The sequence below is a fragment of the Flavobacterium sp. Root420 genome (genome assembly GCF_001427905.1).
GTDB lineage: Bacteria > Bacteroidota > Bacteroidia > Flavobacteriales > Flavobacteriaceae > Flavobacterium.
This window is the reverse complement of sequence record NZ_LMEF01000012.1, coordinates 293,510-309,316: the sequence shown is the minus strand read 5'-3', so window position 1 is coordinate 309,316 and position 15,807 is coordinate 293,510. Positions and strand designations below refer to the sequence as shown.

Here is a 15,807-nt window from a genome sequence, read left to right as displayed (position 1 = left end):
TTTTATCGATAACGACAAAAAAGAATAAAAATTCACAGAAGCAAAGTTTTATGTTATTTATGAGACAAAATTAAAGATTAATTTTTAGATAGAATTTTTTATTCTGTATTTTATGATTTTTGCTTAAAAATACTAACGAATAATGCCAACCAAGCGAGAATTAATAAAAAACCTCCCAAAGGTGTTGCGAATACGATAATTTTAGAATCGAATAATGTAAGATTTTTTGTAGCTAATAAATAGATAGAACCGCTAAACAGAATTACGCCTGCAACCGTTAAATTATAGATTGTTTTTAAAGCTTTGGGAGTAAACTCTTTTCGGGTTGAAATAAAAAGCAAAAAGAAAGCATGATACATCTGGTAACGGACTCCGGTTTCAAAAGTAACCAGCTGCTCAACTGATAAGTATTTTTTTAGAAGATGTGCTCCAAAAGCGCCTAAAATAATAGCCAGCATTCCAATAAATGCACCAGTGAGTATGATTCTTCTTTTCATAATTTTCTATACTTTTAATTTTAAAGCAAAAATACTTCAAAGTATTCAAAAAGCTTTTTACTTTCCAGAATCTTTTTGCAGAAAAAGAATCCTTTACTTTTTTATTAGAAATAAAAAAGAATTCATTTTTTTAAATCATTTCAATTGTTATATTTGTAACAATTTAATATATTTGTGTTATATATTTAAAACATGAGAAGCATTTTAATTGTCGGAGCCGGAAGATCAGCCTCTTCATTGATACGTTATTTACTATCAAAATCAGAAAGCGAAAATCTACATCTTATTGTAGCCGACTTATCATTGGCTTTAGCCGAAAAAAAGACAGAAAACCATCCTAATGCTACTCCCATTGCTTTAAACATATTTGATACCGACGAAAGAAAAGCAGCGATAGAAAGCGCCTCTATCGTGATTTCGATGTTGCCGGCTCATTTACATATAGAAATTGCAAAAGATTGTCTTCAGTTCAAAAAACATCTTGTAACTGCTTCTTATATAAGTGACGCAATGATGGCACTTGATGAAGAAGCTAAAAAGAACAATCTGATTTTCATGAATGAAATTGGTCTTGATCCCGGAATCGATCATATGAGTGCCATGAAAGTTATTGATGAAATTAGGTCAAAAGGTGGCAATATGCTGCTTTTTGAATCGTTTTGTGGCGGCTTGGTAGCTCCGGAATCAGATACCAATTTGTGGAATTACAAATTTACCTGGGCACCAAGAAATGTAGTATTGGCGGGTCAGGGTGGTGCAGCAAAATTTATACAGGAAGGTACTTATAAATACATTCCATACGGAAGTTTATTTCGCCGAACAGAGTTTCTTGAGGTAGAAGGCTACGGTAAATTTGAAGCCTATTCCAACCGTGATTCGCTTAAATATCGCTCAATTTATGGATTGGATGACGTACTGACTTTATACAGAGGCACCATCAGAAGGGTTGGTTTTTCGAAAGCCTGGAATATGTTTGTACAACTCGGAATGACAGATGACAGCTATAGTATGGAAGATTCTGAAAACATGAGTTACCGACAATTTACAAACTCCTTCTTGCCCTATCATCCAACGGATTCTGTTGAAATTAAAATGCGATTGATCTTAAAGATTGATCAGGACGATATTATGTGGGACAAACTTTTGGAACTGGACTTATTTAATCCGGACAAAAAAGTGAATTTACCGAATGCCACTCCTGCCCAAATATTAGAAAAAATATTGTCTGACAGCTGGACATTAGCACCAGATGACAAAGATATGATTGTGATGTACCATAAATTCGGGTATGAATTGTATGGCGAAAAAACACAAATCGATTCGAAAATGGTTTGTATTGGAGACGACCAAACCTATACTGCAATGGCAAAAACTGTCGGACTTCCGGTTGCTATGGCTACCTTATTGATTTTGAATGGAAAGATCACAACTCCCGGCGTACAGCTTCCTATTAAAAAAGAAGTTTATTTGCCAATTTTAAAAGAATTAGAAGAGTATGGTGTTGTTTTTAACGAACAAACCATGCCTTACTTTGGATATAATCCGGACCTATTTTAGTTCAGATTACTTTTTTTTGAGAATTTTTTTTTAGTTTTTAATTTTATCCGCTTCTAATGTCTGGAAGCGGATTTTTTTCTTTTGAGGTTCAAAGGTGCAGAGTGACATAGGTTCAAAGGTTCTCTTTTTTATAACCTTTGTCCCTTTGAACCTATGTTCCTTTGCCCCTTTTTTTCAAAACTTATTTCGCGGCCTGAATCGTTATTGGCAAACTATACATTACACGAACAGGCTTTCCCTGATAAGTTGCCGCCGTCCATTTTGGAGAAAGTTTTAATACCCGAATTACCTCATCGCCTATTCCGTAACCAGCATCTTTTACCGTTTTAATATCAGATAAGGTTCCATCTTTTTCAATAATGAATTGCATATAAGCTTTTCCTTCAAACTTATCTTTTACTGCCGCATCTGGTGTTTTAAAATTTTTACCGACAAATTTATAGAACTCGGCAATTCCTCCAGGAAACTCCGGTGTCTTTTCTATATAAGCCATCGTGTATAAATCTTTTTCTTTAACCTCTCCTTTATTAGCACCTGTTTGTGCCATCGATTTTGCACTGAAAACAAATAGCAATAAAACATACACAGCACTTACAGCAGAAACCTTTAGAACAACTTTAATAGGAGATTTTTTTTTGGTCATCATTAGTAAACGTTTTTTAGTTATTAAATAATTGATATTACTGGCAAGCGAAATTGTGTTTTTATTGGAGACAAAATGCAGCAATAAGTTCTGGTAATTTCTAACCGAACCAAATTGCTTATTTACGGCTTCATCTGCCAAAAATTCGTGATTCAGTTTAATCACTTTTTTGTAGAAAAGAAGAAGCGGATTAAACCAAAAAATAATCTGTAAAATCTCAATAAAAAGAATATCCAACGTGTGTTTTTGATCTAAATGCGCCTTTTCATGTGCTATTAATTCTGATGGAATTTTACCATTTTCAAATTCATTTTTATTGATGAAGATTGTATCCCAGAAAGAGTGCGGCAAAATAGGTTCGTCTATTAGAGCCACTTTATCCCCCTTTACAAATTGCACTTCATTTCTTTTTATTCTTTTATAAAATGAATATAAATTCAAAACAAACCGAAGCATTAACAACAAAGCCACCACGCCATAAGAAACGGCTATTAAAACAGTTAAAAAATCATTTAAGGAGATCGATGCAAGATTTTCACTGTTTTTTTGAATCGCCAATTCATCGAGTTGAATCAGTCCGGTTTTGTTGGAGAAATCAGATTCAAACGAAATAATTTGCAACGGAATTATCAAACTAAAAACTAAACTCCCTAACAAATAAGCGCGATTGAAACGAAGCATCCTTTCGTTTTCTAAAAGCAATTTATAAACGGCATAAAAAACCAAAAGCAGTATTCCTGATTTTAAAAGATAGGTTATCATTTTTTCTTCTTTTTAATTTCTGAATCAATTATTTTCTTAAGTTCTTCTAATTCCGACGTCGACAAATTCGTCTCGGTAGTAAAAAAAGAAGCAAATTGTGAAGCCGAATTATTAAAGAAATTACTAATTAATCCGTTTACGTGTTTCGAGAAATAAACTGTCTTTTTAACCAGCGGATAATATTCTCTCGAATTTCCGAATTCGTTATAAGCAACAAATTTCTTGTCGATCATTCTTTTCAAAAGCGTGGCAACAGTTGTCGTTGCAGGTTTTGGTTCCGGATACGCTTCCAGCAAATCTTTCATGAAAGCTTTTTCAAGCTTCCAAAGATGTTCCATTAATTGTTCTTCTGAGTTTGATAATTGCATTTTTTATAAGGTTCTAAGTTGCTAAGATTCTAAGGTACTGAGTTTTATTTTGATTTTTTTTGTTGACTTATTTTTTCCAGTTCAGGGAGTTCTTTTTTATAGGCTTCAACATCCCAAATTATATCCATCTTTTTTACATAATCGGCTATTGGTCCTAAACCTGCTTCTGCACGTCTTTTGTCTACATTATCAGGATCTTCGAGCGGTGAAACAAATGATTTTTTTGTTATGGAGTTTGTTGCAATCTGACTTCCATAAATTTGTTTTCGGCCCTCTCTTAAAGCAATTCTGTCTTCAAGAAGTGCCAGCGAACTAGCTTTTGCACTTCCTTTTTTTACTGCTTCTCTCATCATGGGCAAATATTTTTGCTGCGTTTTTAAATCTCCATGTTGTATCACTAAAAACAGCGTTTGATTGGCCTGTGAACCTACAACATCTTTTCCAACCCAACCCTTTTCGTCTAAAATTTTACTGATTTTAATTAAATTCAGACTGTCTTTATAGATCATGATTTTACCAATGCTATCAACTAGCTTATGTCCGGAACCTTTCTCTTTGTAAATTTTCATAAAATCTTTACGAATCTCCTGATCGTCTACATAAATAGCCAATAGTTCTTTTTGCAAAGGTTTATCGTAATTTACTTCAATAATATCCAACTTCTTTTGAAGTTTACCGATTGCTTGTTCCCATTCTTTTTTAACATGCAAAGGTTCTAAATCACGTTCATTTTGCAAATATGTTATATTTTCATAACCATTATCGATTGCAAGATTTAACCACTCAAATGCTTTTTTATCCTCTTTTAATAAAGCTGCAGAACAAGATGCATTGTACAAATCTGTTGCTTTTTTTTGCTCTATATTAAATGCTTTTTCATAGTAACCAACTGACAGTTTATACTCTTTTGCTCTATAACATGAGTCTGCTTTTTGAACAAAATCTTTATAGTTCTGTGCTTGTATTAAACTAATGTTCATTACGATAAAAAAGAAAGCAATTATTTTTCTCATAGGTTTAAAGTTAATAGTTTATTTGATTTTTTTTTCCGAGATCAAATCGCCATTATTATACTTTTTGACTTCAATTAATTTTCCTTTATCCGAATAGAATTTCCAATCTCCGAAGTAAAACCAATGTGTTTCTTTTGAATTAGTTTCTATTTTAGTTTTTCCTGTTGATTGTACTTTTCCGTTTTCATAATAATATTTAACCGTACAGATTCCGTTTTTGTATTTCTCTGTTTTGTAGATTTTCCCTCCAATGTAGGATTTCCACTTTTTTACAGGTTCATCATGTTTATAATATTCAAACGATTTGTATCTGACATTATCTTGCGTGTAGTCATCAAGCCAAACGCCTTCTTTTTTATGATCGATCTTCTGATTGATGGGTTTGCTTTTGCAGCCTGAAAGCAGCATTCCGAAAAAAAATATCATAAATAGATAACGCATACTTTCTTTTTTCACTCTACACTCATAGATGTTGTTCTACAAATGTAGAGATAAATTTTTAATGTGCAAGTTTTTTTTGAAAAAAGGTTCTGAGGGACTAAGTTGCTAAGGTTTTGAGGTTTTTTTTGCTACAAAGGCTCAAAGACACAAAGTTTTTTACTAGTACCCAGCTTAGATTGGGTTTATAAGAGATGGGAAAGAAATGCTATCCTGAGTCTTTAGGAATGATTTTTTTTTGCTTAGAACTTGATAACTTCAACTTACCTGAGTGCGCGTTAGGGATTACTTCACTAAATTTTATTTGTCATTGGAGTTCAGTGAATATATTTGAGGCGGTATCCTTTTATGAAGTGGAACGGAATAAAAGATATAGCCGAAAGCCCGACCGGAGGGAACGCCCTAAAAAAGAAATTCCAATTTTAATCCCGAGGCCTCGGGACCAAATTCCAAAGTTGTGGGAACAAAAAAAATCCGCTCATTTCTGAACGGATTTTATATATTAAAACTTAGCGTCTTAGCGCCTTCGTGGCAAAACCTTACTTACTTAATTCCACAAAATATTTGTAAAACAACGGAATAGTTTCGATTCCTTTTAAGTAATTGAAGATTCCGAAATGCTCATTTGGTGAGTGAATGGCATCAGAATCCAAACCGAAGCCCATTAAGATGGTTTTGCTTTTTAGTTCTTTTTCAAACAAAGCCACAATCGGAATACTTCCTCCTGAACGAACTGGAATTGCAGGAACTCCAAATGTTTCAGTGTACGCTTTATTGGCTGCCTGATATCCAATGCTGTCAATTGGCGTAACATAACCCTGACCTCCGTGATGCGGCGTTACTTTTACCGTAACTCCTGCCGGAGCAATGCTTGTGAAATGTTTAGTAAAAAGTTCTGTAATTTCATGCCAATCCTGATTTGGAACCAAACGCATCGAGATTTTAGCAAAAGCTTTGCTCGCAATAACTGTTTTTGCTCCTTCTCCCTGATACCCGCCCCAGATTCCGTTTACGTCTAATGTTGGACGAATTGAGTTACGTTCGTTTGTTACATATCCTTTTTCACCATAAACATCGTTTAGCGCTAATGCATTTTTATATTTTTCTAAACTGAAAGGTGCTTTGGCCATTTCGGCTCTTTCTTCAGTTGATAATTCTTGTACTTTATCGTAGAAACCAGGAATGGTAATATGATTGTCTTCGTCATGCAATGAAGCGATCATTTTAGCCAAAACATTAATTGGGTTCGCCACTGCTCCACCGTATAAACCTGAATGCAGGTCACGATTTGGACCTGTAACTTCGACCTCAACATAACTCAAACCTCTTAAACCTGTCGTAATTGATGGTTGTTGGTTAGAAATCATTCCCGTATCAGAAATTAAAATCACATCGTTTTTCAACTTTTCCTGATTGCGTTCTACGAACCAGGCCAAACTTGCTGAACCTACTTCTTCTTCGCCTTCGATCATGAATTTTACATTACAAGGCAAAGTGTTGCTTTGTACCATATATTCCAACGCTTTTACGTGCATGTACATCTGCCCTTTGTCGTCGCAGGCACCACGCGCGAAGATTGCTCCTTCCGGATGAATTTCGGTTTTTTTGATAACAGGCTCGAATGGTGGTGATGTCCATAATTCCATTGGATCTGGCGGCTGAACATCATAATGTCCGTAAACTAAAACGGTAGGTAATTTTGGGTCGATTATTTTTTCTCCATAAATAATTGGATAACCCGGAGTGTCGCAAGTTTCGACAAAATCGCAGCCTGCTTTTGATAAACTTTCTTTTACAGCGGCTGCTGTGTCGATAACATCTTGCGAATATGCGGTGTCGGCACTAACCGACGGAATTTTTAATAATTCGATCAATTCATTGATAAACCGATCTTTATGTTGTTGAACGTATGACTTTATGTTTTCCATTTAAAAGATTTTTATAGAAATTCAAAAATACAAAAAAGAGAATTAATATTTTTTTTCAAAATTGCTTTGAAAATTCGAACTTATGCTTATCTTTGCACCCACAATTACGCGGATATGGTGAAATTGGTAGACATGCCAGACTTAGGATCTGGTGCCGCAAGGCGTGTAGGTTCGAGTCCTATTATCCGCACTTAAAAAGCTTCTGAGAAATCAGAAGCTTTTTTGTTTTTACACACTTTATGTTTTCACTTATTGTTTTATTAGATTCTTTCATACATTTGGCATAAAATTTTATCTTGTCAATCCTTTTCAAGGTAGAGCAACAAAACAAAAAAAGAGGAAACAATGATGGAAAAGTATTTTTCATTTTTTTTTAATAACTGGTGGAAACCAATACTTTTTTGGATTATTTCTATTCTACTTTTGATATTCTCGAGCATTTTTGAAAATTCTATTTTTAAGATTATTTGTTTTATAATATTTGGATTAGCATTACTAAGTTTATTAATCTCCATATTTTACCAATTATCAAAAAGAAAATGGCTCAAAACCATCATAACCTTATTTTTATTTGGAGGAACAGTATTTATAACTATAATATACATTGTTACTCTGTTTTTTATAGAACAAGAAACACCTGACACCTGGGCTAAAAATTTAAAAATTCCAAAAAACATAAATATTGATAACCCTGTTAACATGGAGTCTGATACAGGAAATGATTTTACGAAACCTGACAGCATAACAAATAAAACTGCAAGTAAAACAGAATTTCAGCTTTATAATTCATTCCAACCTGGACTTTATGAATATGATTTTTGGATTGGAAAAATAGAACGTGGGACAGTTTATTTAAAAGCTTTTGAGATTACTCAAAATATAGCACTTTCTGATGAAAGATTACCAAAAAGCAGTTCGGTTAAAATTTACAATCCCACGGATAGTATTAAAAAGTTTGGCACAACCGATGATTTTACAATTTACGAAGGTGATTGGGGAGATCCATATGCAGCAAGATTCGAAGTTTGGTTCAAACCAGACAATGGCAAAACAGAACGAAAATTATTTGTCAAAAATTATAAAATTGAAGGATGGATGCGCTAGAAGTATTCTATAATTCTGAGAATTTTAAATATTTATATACGTTTCAGGTTAAAGTCGTTTCTTTCAGAAATAAAACTAAAAACCTACGTGAATATTTTTTAACATACCAATAGTAAACGGAACAAAAGATGATGTCAAAAAACAAATTTATCCCAACCACTTTAATTGTAATAATAATTTTGACTTCTTGCCAAAGAAATAACTTCAACAAAAATATATCACAGAAAAAAAACACAACTACTAGCAATTCAGCATTGTCTATTGATACATTTTCTACTTTCCCTCCTGAAATTGATGGATGTTCCTGCTATTTTTCTAATGACTCATTAGAATTCAAAAAAGAAAAATACATTTACATTAATAACTTTGCAGAAACGTCATTTTTAAAAGTAAATGGAATTTTAACTAAATTTATCCAAACTGACTTTAAAGAAATTGATTCTTTGAATACTATAGCAAAATACAAAAGTGGAAATTTAAATATGACACTTGAAGTGAAAGATGGAAAACAAAATGGCGATGAAACTTATTTAAAAACAGGTAAAATCAAATTGACAAATAACAATGGAAAAACAATTATAAAGGCATTTTATGGAGAATGTGGTTGTTAACTACTTAATAAAAACCGACAAAACCATAAGATAATTCATTTTAACGCTTACATATGTTCAAAAAAACACTTTCCCCCATTATTATTCTTTTTATTTTAAGTTCCTGTGCCGTTCAGCAAAAAAACCTAGAAATGGATGATTGGTATGCTTTTACTAAAGCCAATACAGCACAACAAAAACCATCAGAAATTTATGAGTTTAAAGACGGAATGATTCGCATGCATGGAAATGACAATAGCTGTTTGATGACCAAAAAAAGCTATAAAAATTTTGAACTTGAATTAGAATACAGATGGAATTTGGAAGAGCAATACAAAACAACCAGCACAAAAAACAGCGGTGTAATGTATAATATTCCGCTAGATGCATCTGACAAAATTTGGCCAAAAGGAATTCAGTTTCAAATAAAAGAAAATACTACGGGTGATTTTATTTTCCTGGATCAGGTAACGGCAAAAGTAAATGGAAAATTAATTGAAGCCGGATCAAGTGTTGTTTCTCCTAAGTTTTTAGCCAATGAGAATCCGTATGGTGAATGGAACTCTGTTATTATTATGTCTTTCAACGGGATAATTACACAATACTTAAACGGAAAATTGGTAAATGAGTGTACGGAGGCTTCTTCGACAGAAGGTAAAATTTCTTTGAATTATGAGCGCTCACCAATTGATTTCAGGGATATTAAGATAAAAGGGATTAAGAACGAATAATTTTTTGGCTAAAATCTTTTTTCTGTTATCTAAAAAAATAAAAAAACTATAAGAAGATGCAAATATCCAAAGAGAGAAAGATCGAACTGTTTATTGTGGGATTATTAAGCTTAATCATCTTAAGTAGTTTTATAAATTTTAGAAACATTCATGTAAAATTCCACAACAAAACTGGAGAAGATCTTGATTCATTAATTGTAGCAGGAACTTTGATTGGACATCTGAAAAGTAATAGTTCAACAGAATATATTGACTTTAAAGAATTCCGCTTTGATGATGAACTCCCATACGAACAAATTATCTCGATTATAAATAATAAAAAAACACATCAACTCAATTGGAGCTGGTGCGGTACGGGAAGAAATACAAAATCTAAAGGATCCTATAGCTTTGATTTAAAAAAACAAATAGATGAAAAAGGAAACGTCTGTTTATATCTGGTAGAGCATAATAAAAAAATGTTTTGGGAAGAAAACTAAAAATAACCTCCAGTTAAACTGAAGGTTATTTTTAGTTCAGGATAAATCCGTCTGGTTTGTCATTTCGAGGAACGAGAAATCACACTAGGAACTCCGCAATCAAAATCGCCAATCTTTGTAGAGCCACAGGTGCGATTTCTCGTTCCTCGAAATGACAAACTGTGTGTGAATTGGAATTTATTAGCCCTTCAATAATTCCAAAACCTTATCCACATTAACTTCACTATAATCATTGATATAAAAATCACACGGAGGCAATTGTTCTTTTGTATGTGTACTCAAAACACCAACTACTTTCATTCCTGCATTTAAACCCGCTGTAACTCCTGAAAAAGAATCTTCAAAAACAACACAATCTGACGGAGCAACTCCAACACGTTCTGCCGATTTTAGATATACTTCCGGATTTGGCTTATGAGCTTTTACATCTTCGCTTGACATCATCGAATCCATTTTTTCGTCTAGTTTTAAAACATTGGCAATCAAATCCAAATTCGCACGCGGCGCAGATGTTGCAACAGCTGTTTTAAATCCACGAGATTTCAATTCGCTTAAAAATTCCAAATAATGCGGAATCGTTTCAACCTTATCTTTATAAACTTCACGGAACATTCCTTCTTTTTCGTCTTCGAGTTTTGTTAGTTCTTCTCCGGTAATAGGGCGCTTAAAGAAATGCGACATGATATAACCGTTGTGTTTTCCGTACATATGTTCCTCAAACTCTTGTTCTGAGTGAGGAATTTGATATTTATCGAAAAATGCCTCGAAAGCTTTTGCATGATGTGGATTCGTGTGACAAATAACGCCATCCATATCAAAAATCACACATTGCTGCTTCATTGTATATTTTGTTTTTTTAACGGCTGCAAGATAGGTAATAAAGGTTTATTTCACAGAGATTCGCGGAGGTTTTTCGCGGAAATTCGGAGAGTTTTTTTAATCTCGCAAAGGCGCAGAGGCGCAAAGTTTATTTTTAAAGGAATCATTAAGCGTGCTGTTTGTCAATTTCGAAACGAGAAATCTTAGTGAAAAGCTTTATAAAGATTGGATTCTCGTTGCAGAGATTTCTCTTCCATCTAAATGACGCAAAATGAGAAAAAACTTTTCGAACCTTGCGTAAATCTTTAGCTCCCGATAGCTATCGGGATTGCGGTTAAGTTATAAATCCCTATAAAAACAAAAAAGCCTTTCCGTTAAGAAAGGCTTCTCCCAATATTGCGGTCTGGACGGGACTCGAACCCGCGACCCCATGCGTGACAGGCATGTATTCTAACCAACTGAACTACCAAACCCACTGCGTTATTGTGACTGCAAAAATACAATAGAACTTTGATTCTGCAAGGGTTTTTAGGAATTAAAATTGAGAATCTTTTAATAGACTAAATTCCAATATTTTATCCCGAGGCTTCGGGACCAAATTCTAATTTAATACGCAAACCTTTGTCAAAGTTTGAAACTTTGACAAAGGTTTTTCGTATAGAAACATCCATCATCTTGCTAAACATAGCCCGTGGTTTCAACCACGGGGATACCGATTGTGACCATGATTGTGTCCCCGTGGTTGAAACCACGGGCTATGTATAAAAATCCAATTCAATAAATCATTATAAACAACAAAGTCCGCAAAGCTTTAAAAAACTTTACGGACTTTGCGTATCCCGATAGCGCCCCTCTGCGGTTAAATCAAAAGTGTCGTAAATCAAAAAAGCCATCCACAAAAGTGGAAAGCTTTTCATTGGTCTAACTACTAAACCAGCTACGAGTTACAAAGTCGTAGCAAACAACACAACTAATCTTAGATACCATTTTTGGGCAAAAAAGCCTTTCTTAAAAGAAAGGCTTTCCCCAATATTGCGGTCTGGACGGGACTCGAACCCGCGACCCCATGCGTGACAGGCATGTATTCTAACCAACTGAACTACCAAACCTCTGCGTTATTGCGGTTGCAAAGATAGTACAGAATTTCATTTCTGCAAGTATTTTGCTAAAAAAAAATAAATATATTTTTAAATCCTTAGCCAAAGTTTTGTTTTTCAACTAAATATGTAGTCAGGATTTTTTCAAAATTATCACCAACATTGACCGGAACGTACTTAATTTGGTTCTTGGCACAGGTTAAAGCCAGGGTTTTAAAGTACGCTTCTGCCCTTTTTTCATATTCTACTTTTACATTATCGGCAAAAATCGACACCTCTTCGCCCGATTCTAGGTCAATAAACTTCCTTGGCGTGTTATCAAAATCGAATTTGAGCTCGGTTTCATTATCTACCACATGAAATAAAACTACTTTATGTTTGTTGTGTTTTAAATGTTGCAAGGCATTAAAAAGCTTTTCATCGTCTTCTGACTGAAACATATCAGTAAACAAAATAATCATCGAACGGCGGTGCATTTTCTCTGCAATCTGATGCAAATACGTAATAGTATCGGTACTTTTTTTGACTTTTGGCTGTTCTAATAATTGCTCCAGTTTGTTAAGCAGCATTCTATGATGACGATCACTTCCTTTTTCGGGAGCGTAATATTCGTAATTATCGGAAAAAACGCTTAAACCAACGGCATCGCGCTGTTTCTTTAAAATATTCATCAAAACGGCCGAAGCCAAAACTGCAAAACCAATCTTTTTTTCATAGAATGGCTGGTTCGATTTTAATTCCGGATAATGCATCGACGACGAATTATCGACAATAAGATGACAGCGTAAATTGGTTTCTTCCTCAAAACGTTTCGTGTACAAACGATCGGTTTTGGCAAATAATTTCCAGTCGATATGTTTGGTGCTTTCTCCGGTATTGTAGACTTTATGCTCGGCAAATTCAGCCGAAAAGCCATGAAACGGACTCTTGTGCATTCCGGATATAAAACCTTCCACAACCTGATTCGCCAGCATTTCAAGATGCTGAAAACTGGAGACTTTTTCTATTTCCGATTCAATTTTCATTCGGTTTCTTTTTTAATATTTTGAGCGCGGTACAAACCGTCTGTCGCCTGAAATAATTTTCGTTTTAATATCGGACTAAAATTAGGGTTTTCTTTTAAGAAACGCTGCACTTCATCAAAAGCATATTTCGACGAATATTTCCCAATCGTATTATTCAGCCAGTCTTTCGGAAAGAAAATATCTCCGGTGCGCTGAATTCCCTCTGTCAAATCTAATGAAAATCGGATGTATTGCTGCGCACTTTCCTGACGCAGCGGATGATGAATATTCGCCAAACCAACCGAAACCCAGGCTTCTTTTTCTCTGTTCTTATCCTCTTTTAACGATTCCATAAAAGCGTTACGAACCGATTCATCTTTAGATAACGAAGGAAGCAAAAACTCGAATCGTTTTTGTTTGTCCGGATTGGTGATGGTTGTTCTGGTTCTTTCCAGAATTTCATCTGCTTTTTCATGTTTGAATATGGCCAGATTCATCGCGATATTGGTGTAATCGTCTTCGTTTAGTTTCAAATTCGAAATCAAAACTTCTTTGTTCCAGATCTGATATAATTTGGCTTTCGCCGAATCTGAGTAGGCAATAGAACTGAATAAATTGAACAACGTCTTTTTGATATTACTTGTCAAATTCGTTTGCAATCTTTCATATAAAATAGCCTCAAGTTGTTGCTGAACTTTATGCTGTTGCTTCTCGGTAAGGAATCTCCAAAAAATTGAATTCAGATTATTGGAGGCAATTTTTAAAACCAACTCATTTTCTTCTGTTTGAATTCCTCTCAAAAAACAATCAAAAGCTTTGATCGGCGAAAGGTTTCCAATTAAAGTGTTTTCATAAAGATTACTGTAACTCGAAGCTCTTGCAACCTCATCTTTCAAGGTTGAAATAGCATTTAAATGATTCCCGTCAAGCGGAAAAACACCATATCCAAAACCATTATAATTGTAAATAATCGTATTCGGTTTTTCAAGTCCGACAGCTTCTTTCAAAAGAAGGTTCTTGTCTTTTATATTGACGTTTAAAACCTTCACATTATCCGAATAAACCAATCCAATTTGAAAAACCTGAGGCCAGACATTTCCTGATTTGTCTTCTGCTTTTTGCTGAATTTCAAATTTCTTGATTTTGTTTTGAGCATCATATTCTATTTTATCACTAAAAATAGCCCTGCCCGATTGATTCACCCAAACCTTGCTCCACTTTTGCATGTCGAGCGGCGTTTCGGCATCCAGAATTTCAACCAGATTATTCCAGTCCGCATTGTCGTTGGAGTATTTTTTAATGTATTTCTCAATTCCTTTCTGGAACGCTTCTTTCCCCATCGAAGCTTCCAACTGACGCATCATGATTGGCGCTTTGTTGTAAATAATTGCTCCATAAAGTGAACCGGCATCTTTCAGATTGGCTAAATGCTGTTTGATTGGATGTGTGCCCAACGAACGATCTTCCGCGTAAGCGTTATTATAATGCGCCGAAAAAAACTGCAAATTATGATTGACCTTGGGAAAAATTGGATTCATGATTTTGTCTGCCATAAAATTCGCAAACACCTCTTTCATCCAGACATCATCAAACCATTTCATTGTCACCAAATCGCCAAACCACATATGCGAAGTTTCATGCGCGATCAATTTTGCACGATCTAATTTTTCGCTGTCCGTGGCGCTATTATCTAGAAATAAAGTCGATTCGCGATACTGAATCGCCCCAACATGTTCCATTCCGCCATATTGAAAAACAGGAATCGAAGCAAAATCCAGCTTCTGGAATGGGAATTTATAATTGGTATATTTTTCTAAGAATTCTAAAGATTGTTGGTGTAATTTAAAAATCGTATCGGTGCTAACCTGAATCTTCTCCGGATTATTTTCACGATACAACATCGTCATTTCTAAATTGCCCGGTTTCTGTGTTACGCTTTTGAATTTTCCAGCTACAAACGAAAACAAATAGGTACTCATTTTGTCTGATTCTCCAAAAGTGTAGGCCGTAAAATCCCCTTTCTCGACTTTCTGTTTTATATCGGCTCCAGCCAAAACCGACCAATCCTTTGGCACCGTTAAACTCAATTTATAAGTCGCTTTAATATCCGGTTGATCAAAACACGGAAACAGCGTACTCGCCCGATCCGGAACCAATAAAGTATATAGAAAATCGTCGTTGCGATTCAACGATAAATTGCCTGCTATAAAAGAAATAGTAATCGTATTTTTTCCTGAAATCAAACTTTCAACCGGAATCACAATATGTCCTTTTTCGTGTAAAATGACGATATTTTTCCCGTTTGCTGAAACTGATTTTATGTTCTCCGTCTTCTCCTTAAAATCCAAATACAAAGGCTGACTTAAATCGGATAAAATCAAATCCAAATTTAAAGTAGAAATAATATCCTGCTCTTTCTGATTCGGAATTTCAAAAGACAATCCGTACGAAACATTAGAAATTTGATGTTTACGAAAAATAGCCATTTGCTCTGAAACGCCATTTTCTAAAACAAGATTGCCATTTTGTTTGGATTGCGAAAAACCAATTGTAATAAAAGTAAAAAGACAAAGAAAGCTGTAGCGGATTTTCATTTTTAAGAAATATAAGATTCGTTAAAAATAAAAAAAGGATTCGGATTAAAAGAGGGTTTGCCACGAATTGCACGAATTTCATTTTGATTACACTTAAAAAAAGGGTTTACCACAAATTACACTAATTTCCACAAATTTTTTATTTTGCTACAGATTAAAAAATCTTTTTAATTCTTCTAATCT

The 15,807-nt window shown here is 34.4% G+C and carries 14 protein-coding genes and 3 tRNA genes; 6 read left to right on the top strand and 11 right to left on the bottom strand.

What is annotated here, in order from left to right; genetic code table 11:
* Window positions 1-110: 110 nt before the first annotated feature.
* Window positions 111-497, bottom strand: coding sequence for a DUF423 domain-containing protein (locus ASC72_RS09020; protein WP_056189982.1), 387 nt, complete (start codon window positions 495-497; stop codon window positions 111-113).
* Window positions 498-689: 192 nt separating this feature from the next.
* Here ASC72_RS09020 and ASC72_RS09015 point away from each other — a divergent pair, with 192 nt between their 5' ends.
* Complete coding sequence (locus tag ASC72_RS09015) at window positions 690-2,054, top strand: saccharopine dehydrogenase family protein (RefSeq protein WP_056189980.1); 1,365 nt, start codon at window positions 690-692, stop codon at window positions 2,052-2,054.
* 181 nt (window positions 2,055-2,235) lie between these two features.
* Here the strand turns inward: ASC72_RS09015 and ASC72_RS09010 are convergent, their stop codons facing one another.
* The 5 genes from ASC72_RS09010 to ASC72_RS08985 all read right to left on the bottom strand — a co-directional run bounded on the left by ASC72_RS09010 (window position 2,236) and on the right by ASC72_RS08985 (window position 7,206).
* Window positions 2,236-3,459 carry a M56 family metallopeptidase gene (locus tag ASC72_RS09010; RefSeq protein ID WP_056189978.1) on the bottom strand — a complete coding sequence of 408 codons (1,224 nt, stop codon included), beginning with the start codon at window positions 3,457-3,459 and terminating at the stop codon, window positions 2,236-2,238.
* Window positions 3,456-3,827, bottom strand: a complete 372-nt coding sequence (locus tag ASC72_RS09005; protein WP_056189976.1) for a BlaI/MecI/CopY family transcriptional regulator — start codon at window positions 3,825-3,827, stop codon at window positions 3,456-3,458. The genes ASC72_RS09010 and ASC72_RS09005 overlap by 4 nt, the downstream gene beginning before the upstream one ends.
* A gap of 44 nt (window positions 3,828-3,871) precedes the next feature.
* Complete coding sequence (locus tag ASC72_RS09000) at window positions 3,872-4,840, bottom strand: DUF6624 domain-containing protein (protein WP_056189974.1); 969 nt, start codon at window positions 4,838-4,840, stop codon at window positions 3,872-3,874.
* A gap of 18 nt (window positions 4,841-4,858) precedes the next feature.
* On the bottom strand, window positions 4,859-5,281 hold the full coding sequence (locus ASC72_RS08995) for a hypothetical protein (protein WP_056190501.1): 423 nt from the start codon (window positions 5,279-5,281) through the stop codon (window positions 4,859-4,861).
* 536 nt (window positions 5,282-5,817) lie between these two features.
* A complete protein-coding gene (locus ASC72_RS08985) occupies window positions 5,818-7,206 on the bottom strand; it encodes a dipeptidase (RefSeq protein ID WP_056189970.1) in 1,389 nt (462 codons plus the stop codon).
* 108 nt (window positions 7,207-7,314) lie between these two features.
* Between ASC72_RS08985 and ASC72_RS08980 the strand changes: the two genes are divergently transcribed.
* The 5 genes from ASC72_RS08980 (at window position 7,315) to ASC72_RS08960 (ending at window position 10,110) form a co-directional block, all read left to right on the top strand.
* Window positions 7,315-7,396, top strand: a tRNA-Leu gene (locus ASC72_RS08980).
* A gap of 509 nt (window positions 7,397-7,905) precedes the next feature.
* Entirely contained in the window at window positions 7,906-8,310 is a 405-nt protein-coding gene (locus tag ASC72_RS24005; RefSeq protein ID WP_131725801.1) for a hypothetical protein, read from the top strand.
* Between the two features lie 128 nt (window positions 8,311-8,438).
* Window positions 8,439-8,921, top strand: coding sequence for a hypothetical protein (locus ASC72_RS08970; RefSeq protein ID WP_131725800.1), 483 nt, complete (start codon window positions 8,439-8,441; stop codon window positions 8,919-8,921).
* A gap of 131 nt (window positions 8,922-9,052) precedes the next feature.
* A complete protein-coding gene (locus ASC72_RS08965) occupies window positions 9,053-9,631 on the top strand; it encodes a DUF1080 domain-containing protein (protein ID WP_241775664.1) in 579 nt (192 codons plus the stop codon).
* Window positions 9,632-9,687: 56 nt separating this feature from the next.
* Entirely contained in the window at window positions 9,688-10,110 is a 423-nt protein-coding gene (locus ASC72_RS08960; RefSeq protein WP_056189957.1) for a hypothetical protein, read from the top strand.
* A 180-nt stretch (window positions 10,111-10,290) separates the two neighbouring features.
* On the opposite strand, the gene ASC72_RS08955 is transcribed toward ASC72_RS08960, so the two are convergent.
* From ASC72_RS08955 to ASC72_RS08935, 5 genes are all read right to left on the bottom strand, one after another.
* Window positions 10,291-10,950, bottom strand: a complete 660-nt coding sequence (locus ASC72_RS08955; protein ID WP_056189955.1) for an HAD family phosphatase — start codon at window positions 10,948-10,950, stop codon at window positions 10,291-10,293.
* Window positions 10,951-11,328: 378 nt separating this feature from the next.
* Window positions 11,329-11,402 (bottom strand) — tRNA-Asp (locus tag ASC72_RS08950).
* 562 nt (window positions 11,403-11,964) lie between these two features.
* Window positions 11,965-12,038: transfer RNA gene (locus ASC72_RS08945), tRNA-Asp, on the bottom strand.
* 86 nt (window positions 12,039-12,124) lie between these two features.
* Complete coding sequence (locus ASC72_RS08940) at window positions 12,125-13,051, bottom strand: DUF58 domain-containing protein (RefSeq protein ID WP_056189951.1); 927 nt, start codon at window positions 13,049-13,051, stop codon at window positions 12,125-12,127.
* The gene (locus ASC72_RS08935; RefSeq protein WP_056189948.1) at window positions 13,048-15,624 is read right to left on the bottom strand and encodes a M1 family aminopeptidase; all 2,577 of its coding nucleotides are present in this window, start codon (window positions 15,622-15,624) and stop codon (window positions 13,048-13,050) included. Before ASC72_RS08935 ends, ASC72_RS08940 begins: the two co-directional genes overlap by 4 nt.
* Window positions 15,625-15,807: the final 183 nt, after the last annotated feature.

Coding starts and splice junctions, on each gene's coding strand:
- ASC72_RS09020 (WP_056189982.1), bottom strand. CDS start 497: ATGAAAAGAAGAATCATACTCACTGGTGCATTTATTGGAATGCTGGCT.
- ASC72_RS09015 (WP_056189980.1), top strand. CDS start 690: ATGAGAAGCATTTTAATTGTCGGAGCCGGAAGATCAGCCTCTTCATTG.
- ASC72_RS09010 (WP_056189978.1), bottom strand. CDS start 3,459: ATGATAACCTATCTTTTAAAATCAGGAATACTGCTTTTGGTTTTTTAT.
- ASC72_RS09005 (WP_056189976.1), bottom strand. CDS start 3,827: ATGCAATTATCAAACTCAGAAGAACAATTAATGGAACATCTTTGGAAG.
- ASC72_RS09000 (WP_056189974.1), bottom strand. CDS start 4,840: ATGAGAAAAATAATTGCTTTCTTTTTTATCGTAATGAACATTAGTTTA.
- ASC72_RS08995 (WP_056190501.1), bottom strand. CDS start 5,281: ATGCGTTATCTATTTATGATATTTTTTTTCGGAATGCTGCTTTCAGGC.
- ASC72_RS08985 (WP_056189970.1), bottom strand. CDS start 7,206: ATGGAAAACATAAAGTCATACGTTCAACAACATAAAGATCGGTTTATC.
- ASC72_RS24005 (WP_131725801.1), top strand. CDS start 7,906: ATGGAGTCTGATACAGGAAATGATTTTACGAAACCTGACAGCATAACA.
- ASC72_RS08970 (WP_131725800.1), top strand. CDS start 8,439: ATGATGTCAAAAAACAAATTTATCCCAACCACTTTAATTGTAATAATA.
- ASC72_RS08965 (WP_241775664.1), top strand. CDS start 9,053: ATGGATGATTGGTATGCTTTTACTAAAGCCAATACAGCACAACAAAAA.
- ASC72_RS08960 (WP_056189957.1), top strand. CDS start 9,688: ATGCAAATATCCAAAGAGAGAAAGATCGAACTGTTTATTGTGGGATTA.
- ASC72_RS08955 (WP_056189955.1), bottom strand. CDS start 10,950: ATGAAGCAGCAATGTGTGATTTTTGATATGGATGGCGTTATTTGTCAC.
- ASC72_RS08940 (WP_056189951.1), bottom strand. CDS start 13,051: ATGAAAATTGAATCGGAAATAGAAAAAGTCTCCAGTTTTCAGCATCTT.
- ASC72_RS08935 (WP_056189948.1), bottom strand. CDS start 15,624: ATGAAAATCCGCTACAGCTTTCTTTGTCTTTTTACTTTTATTACAATT.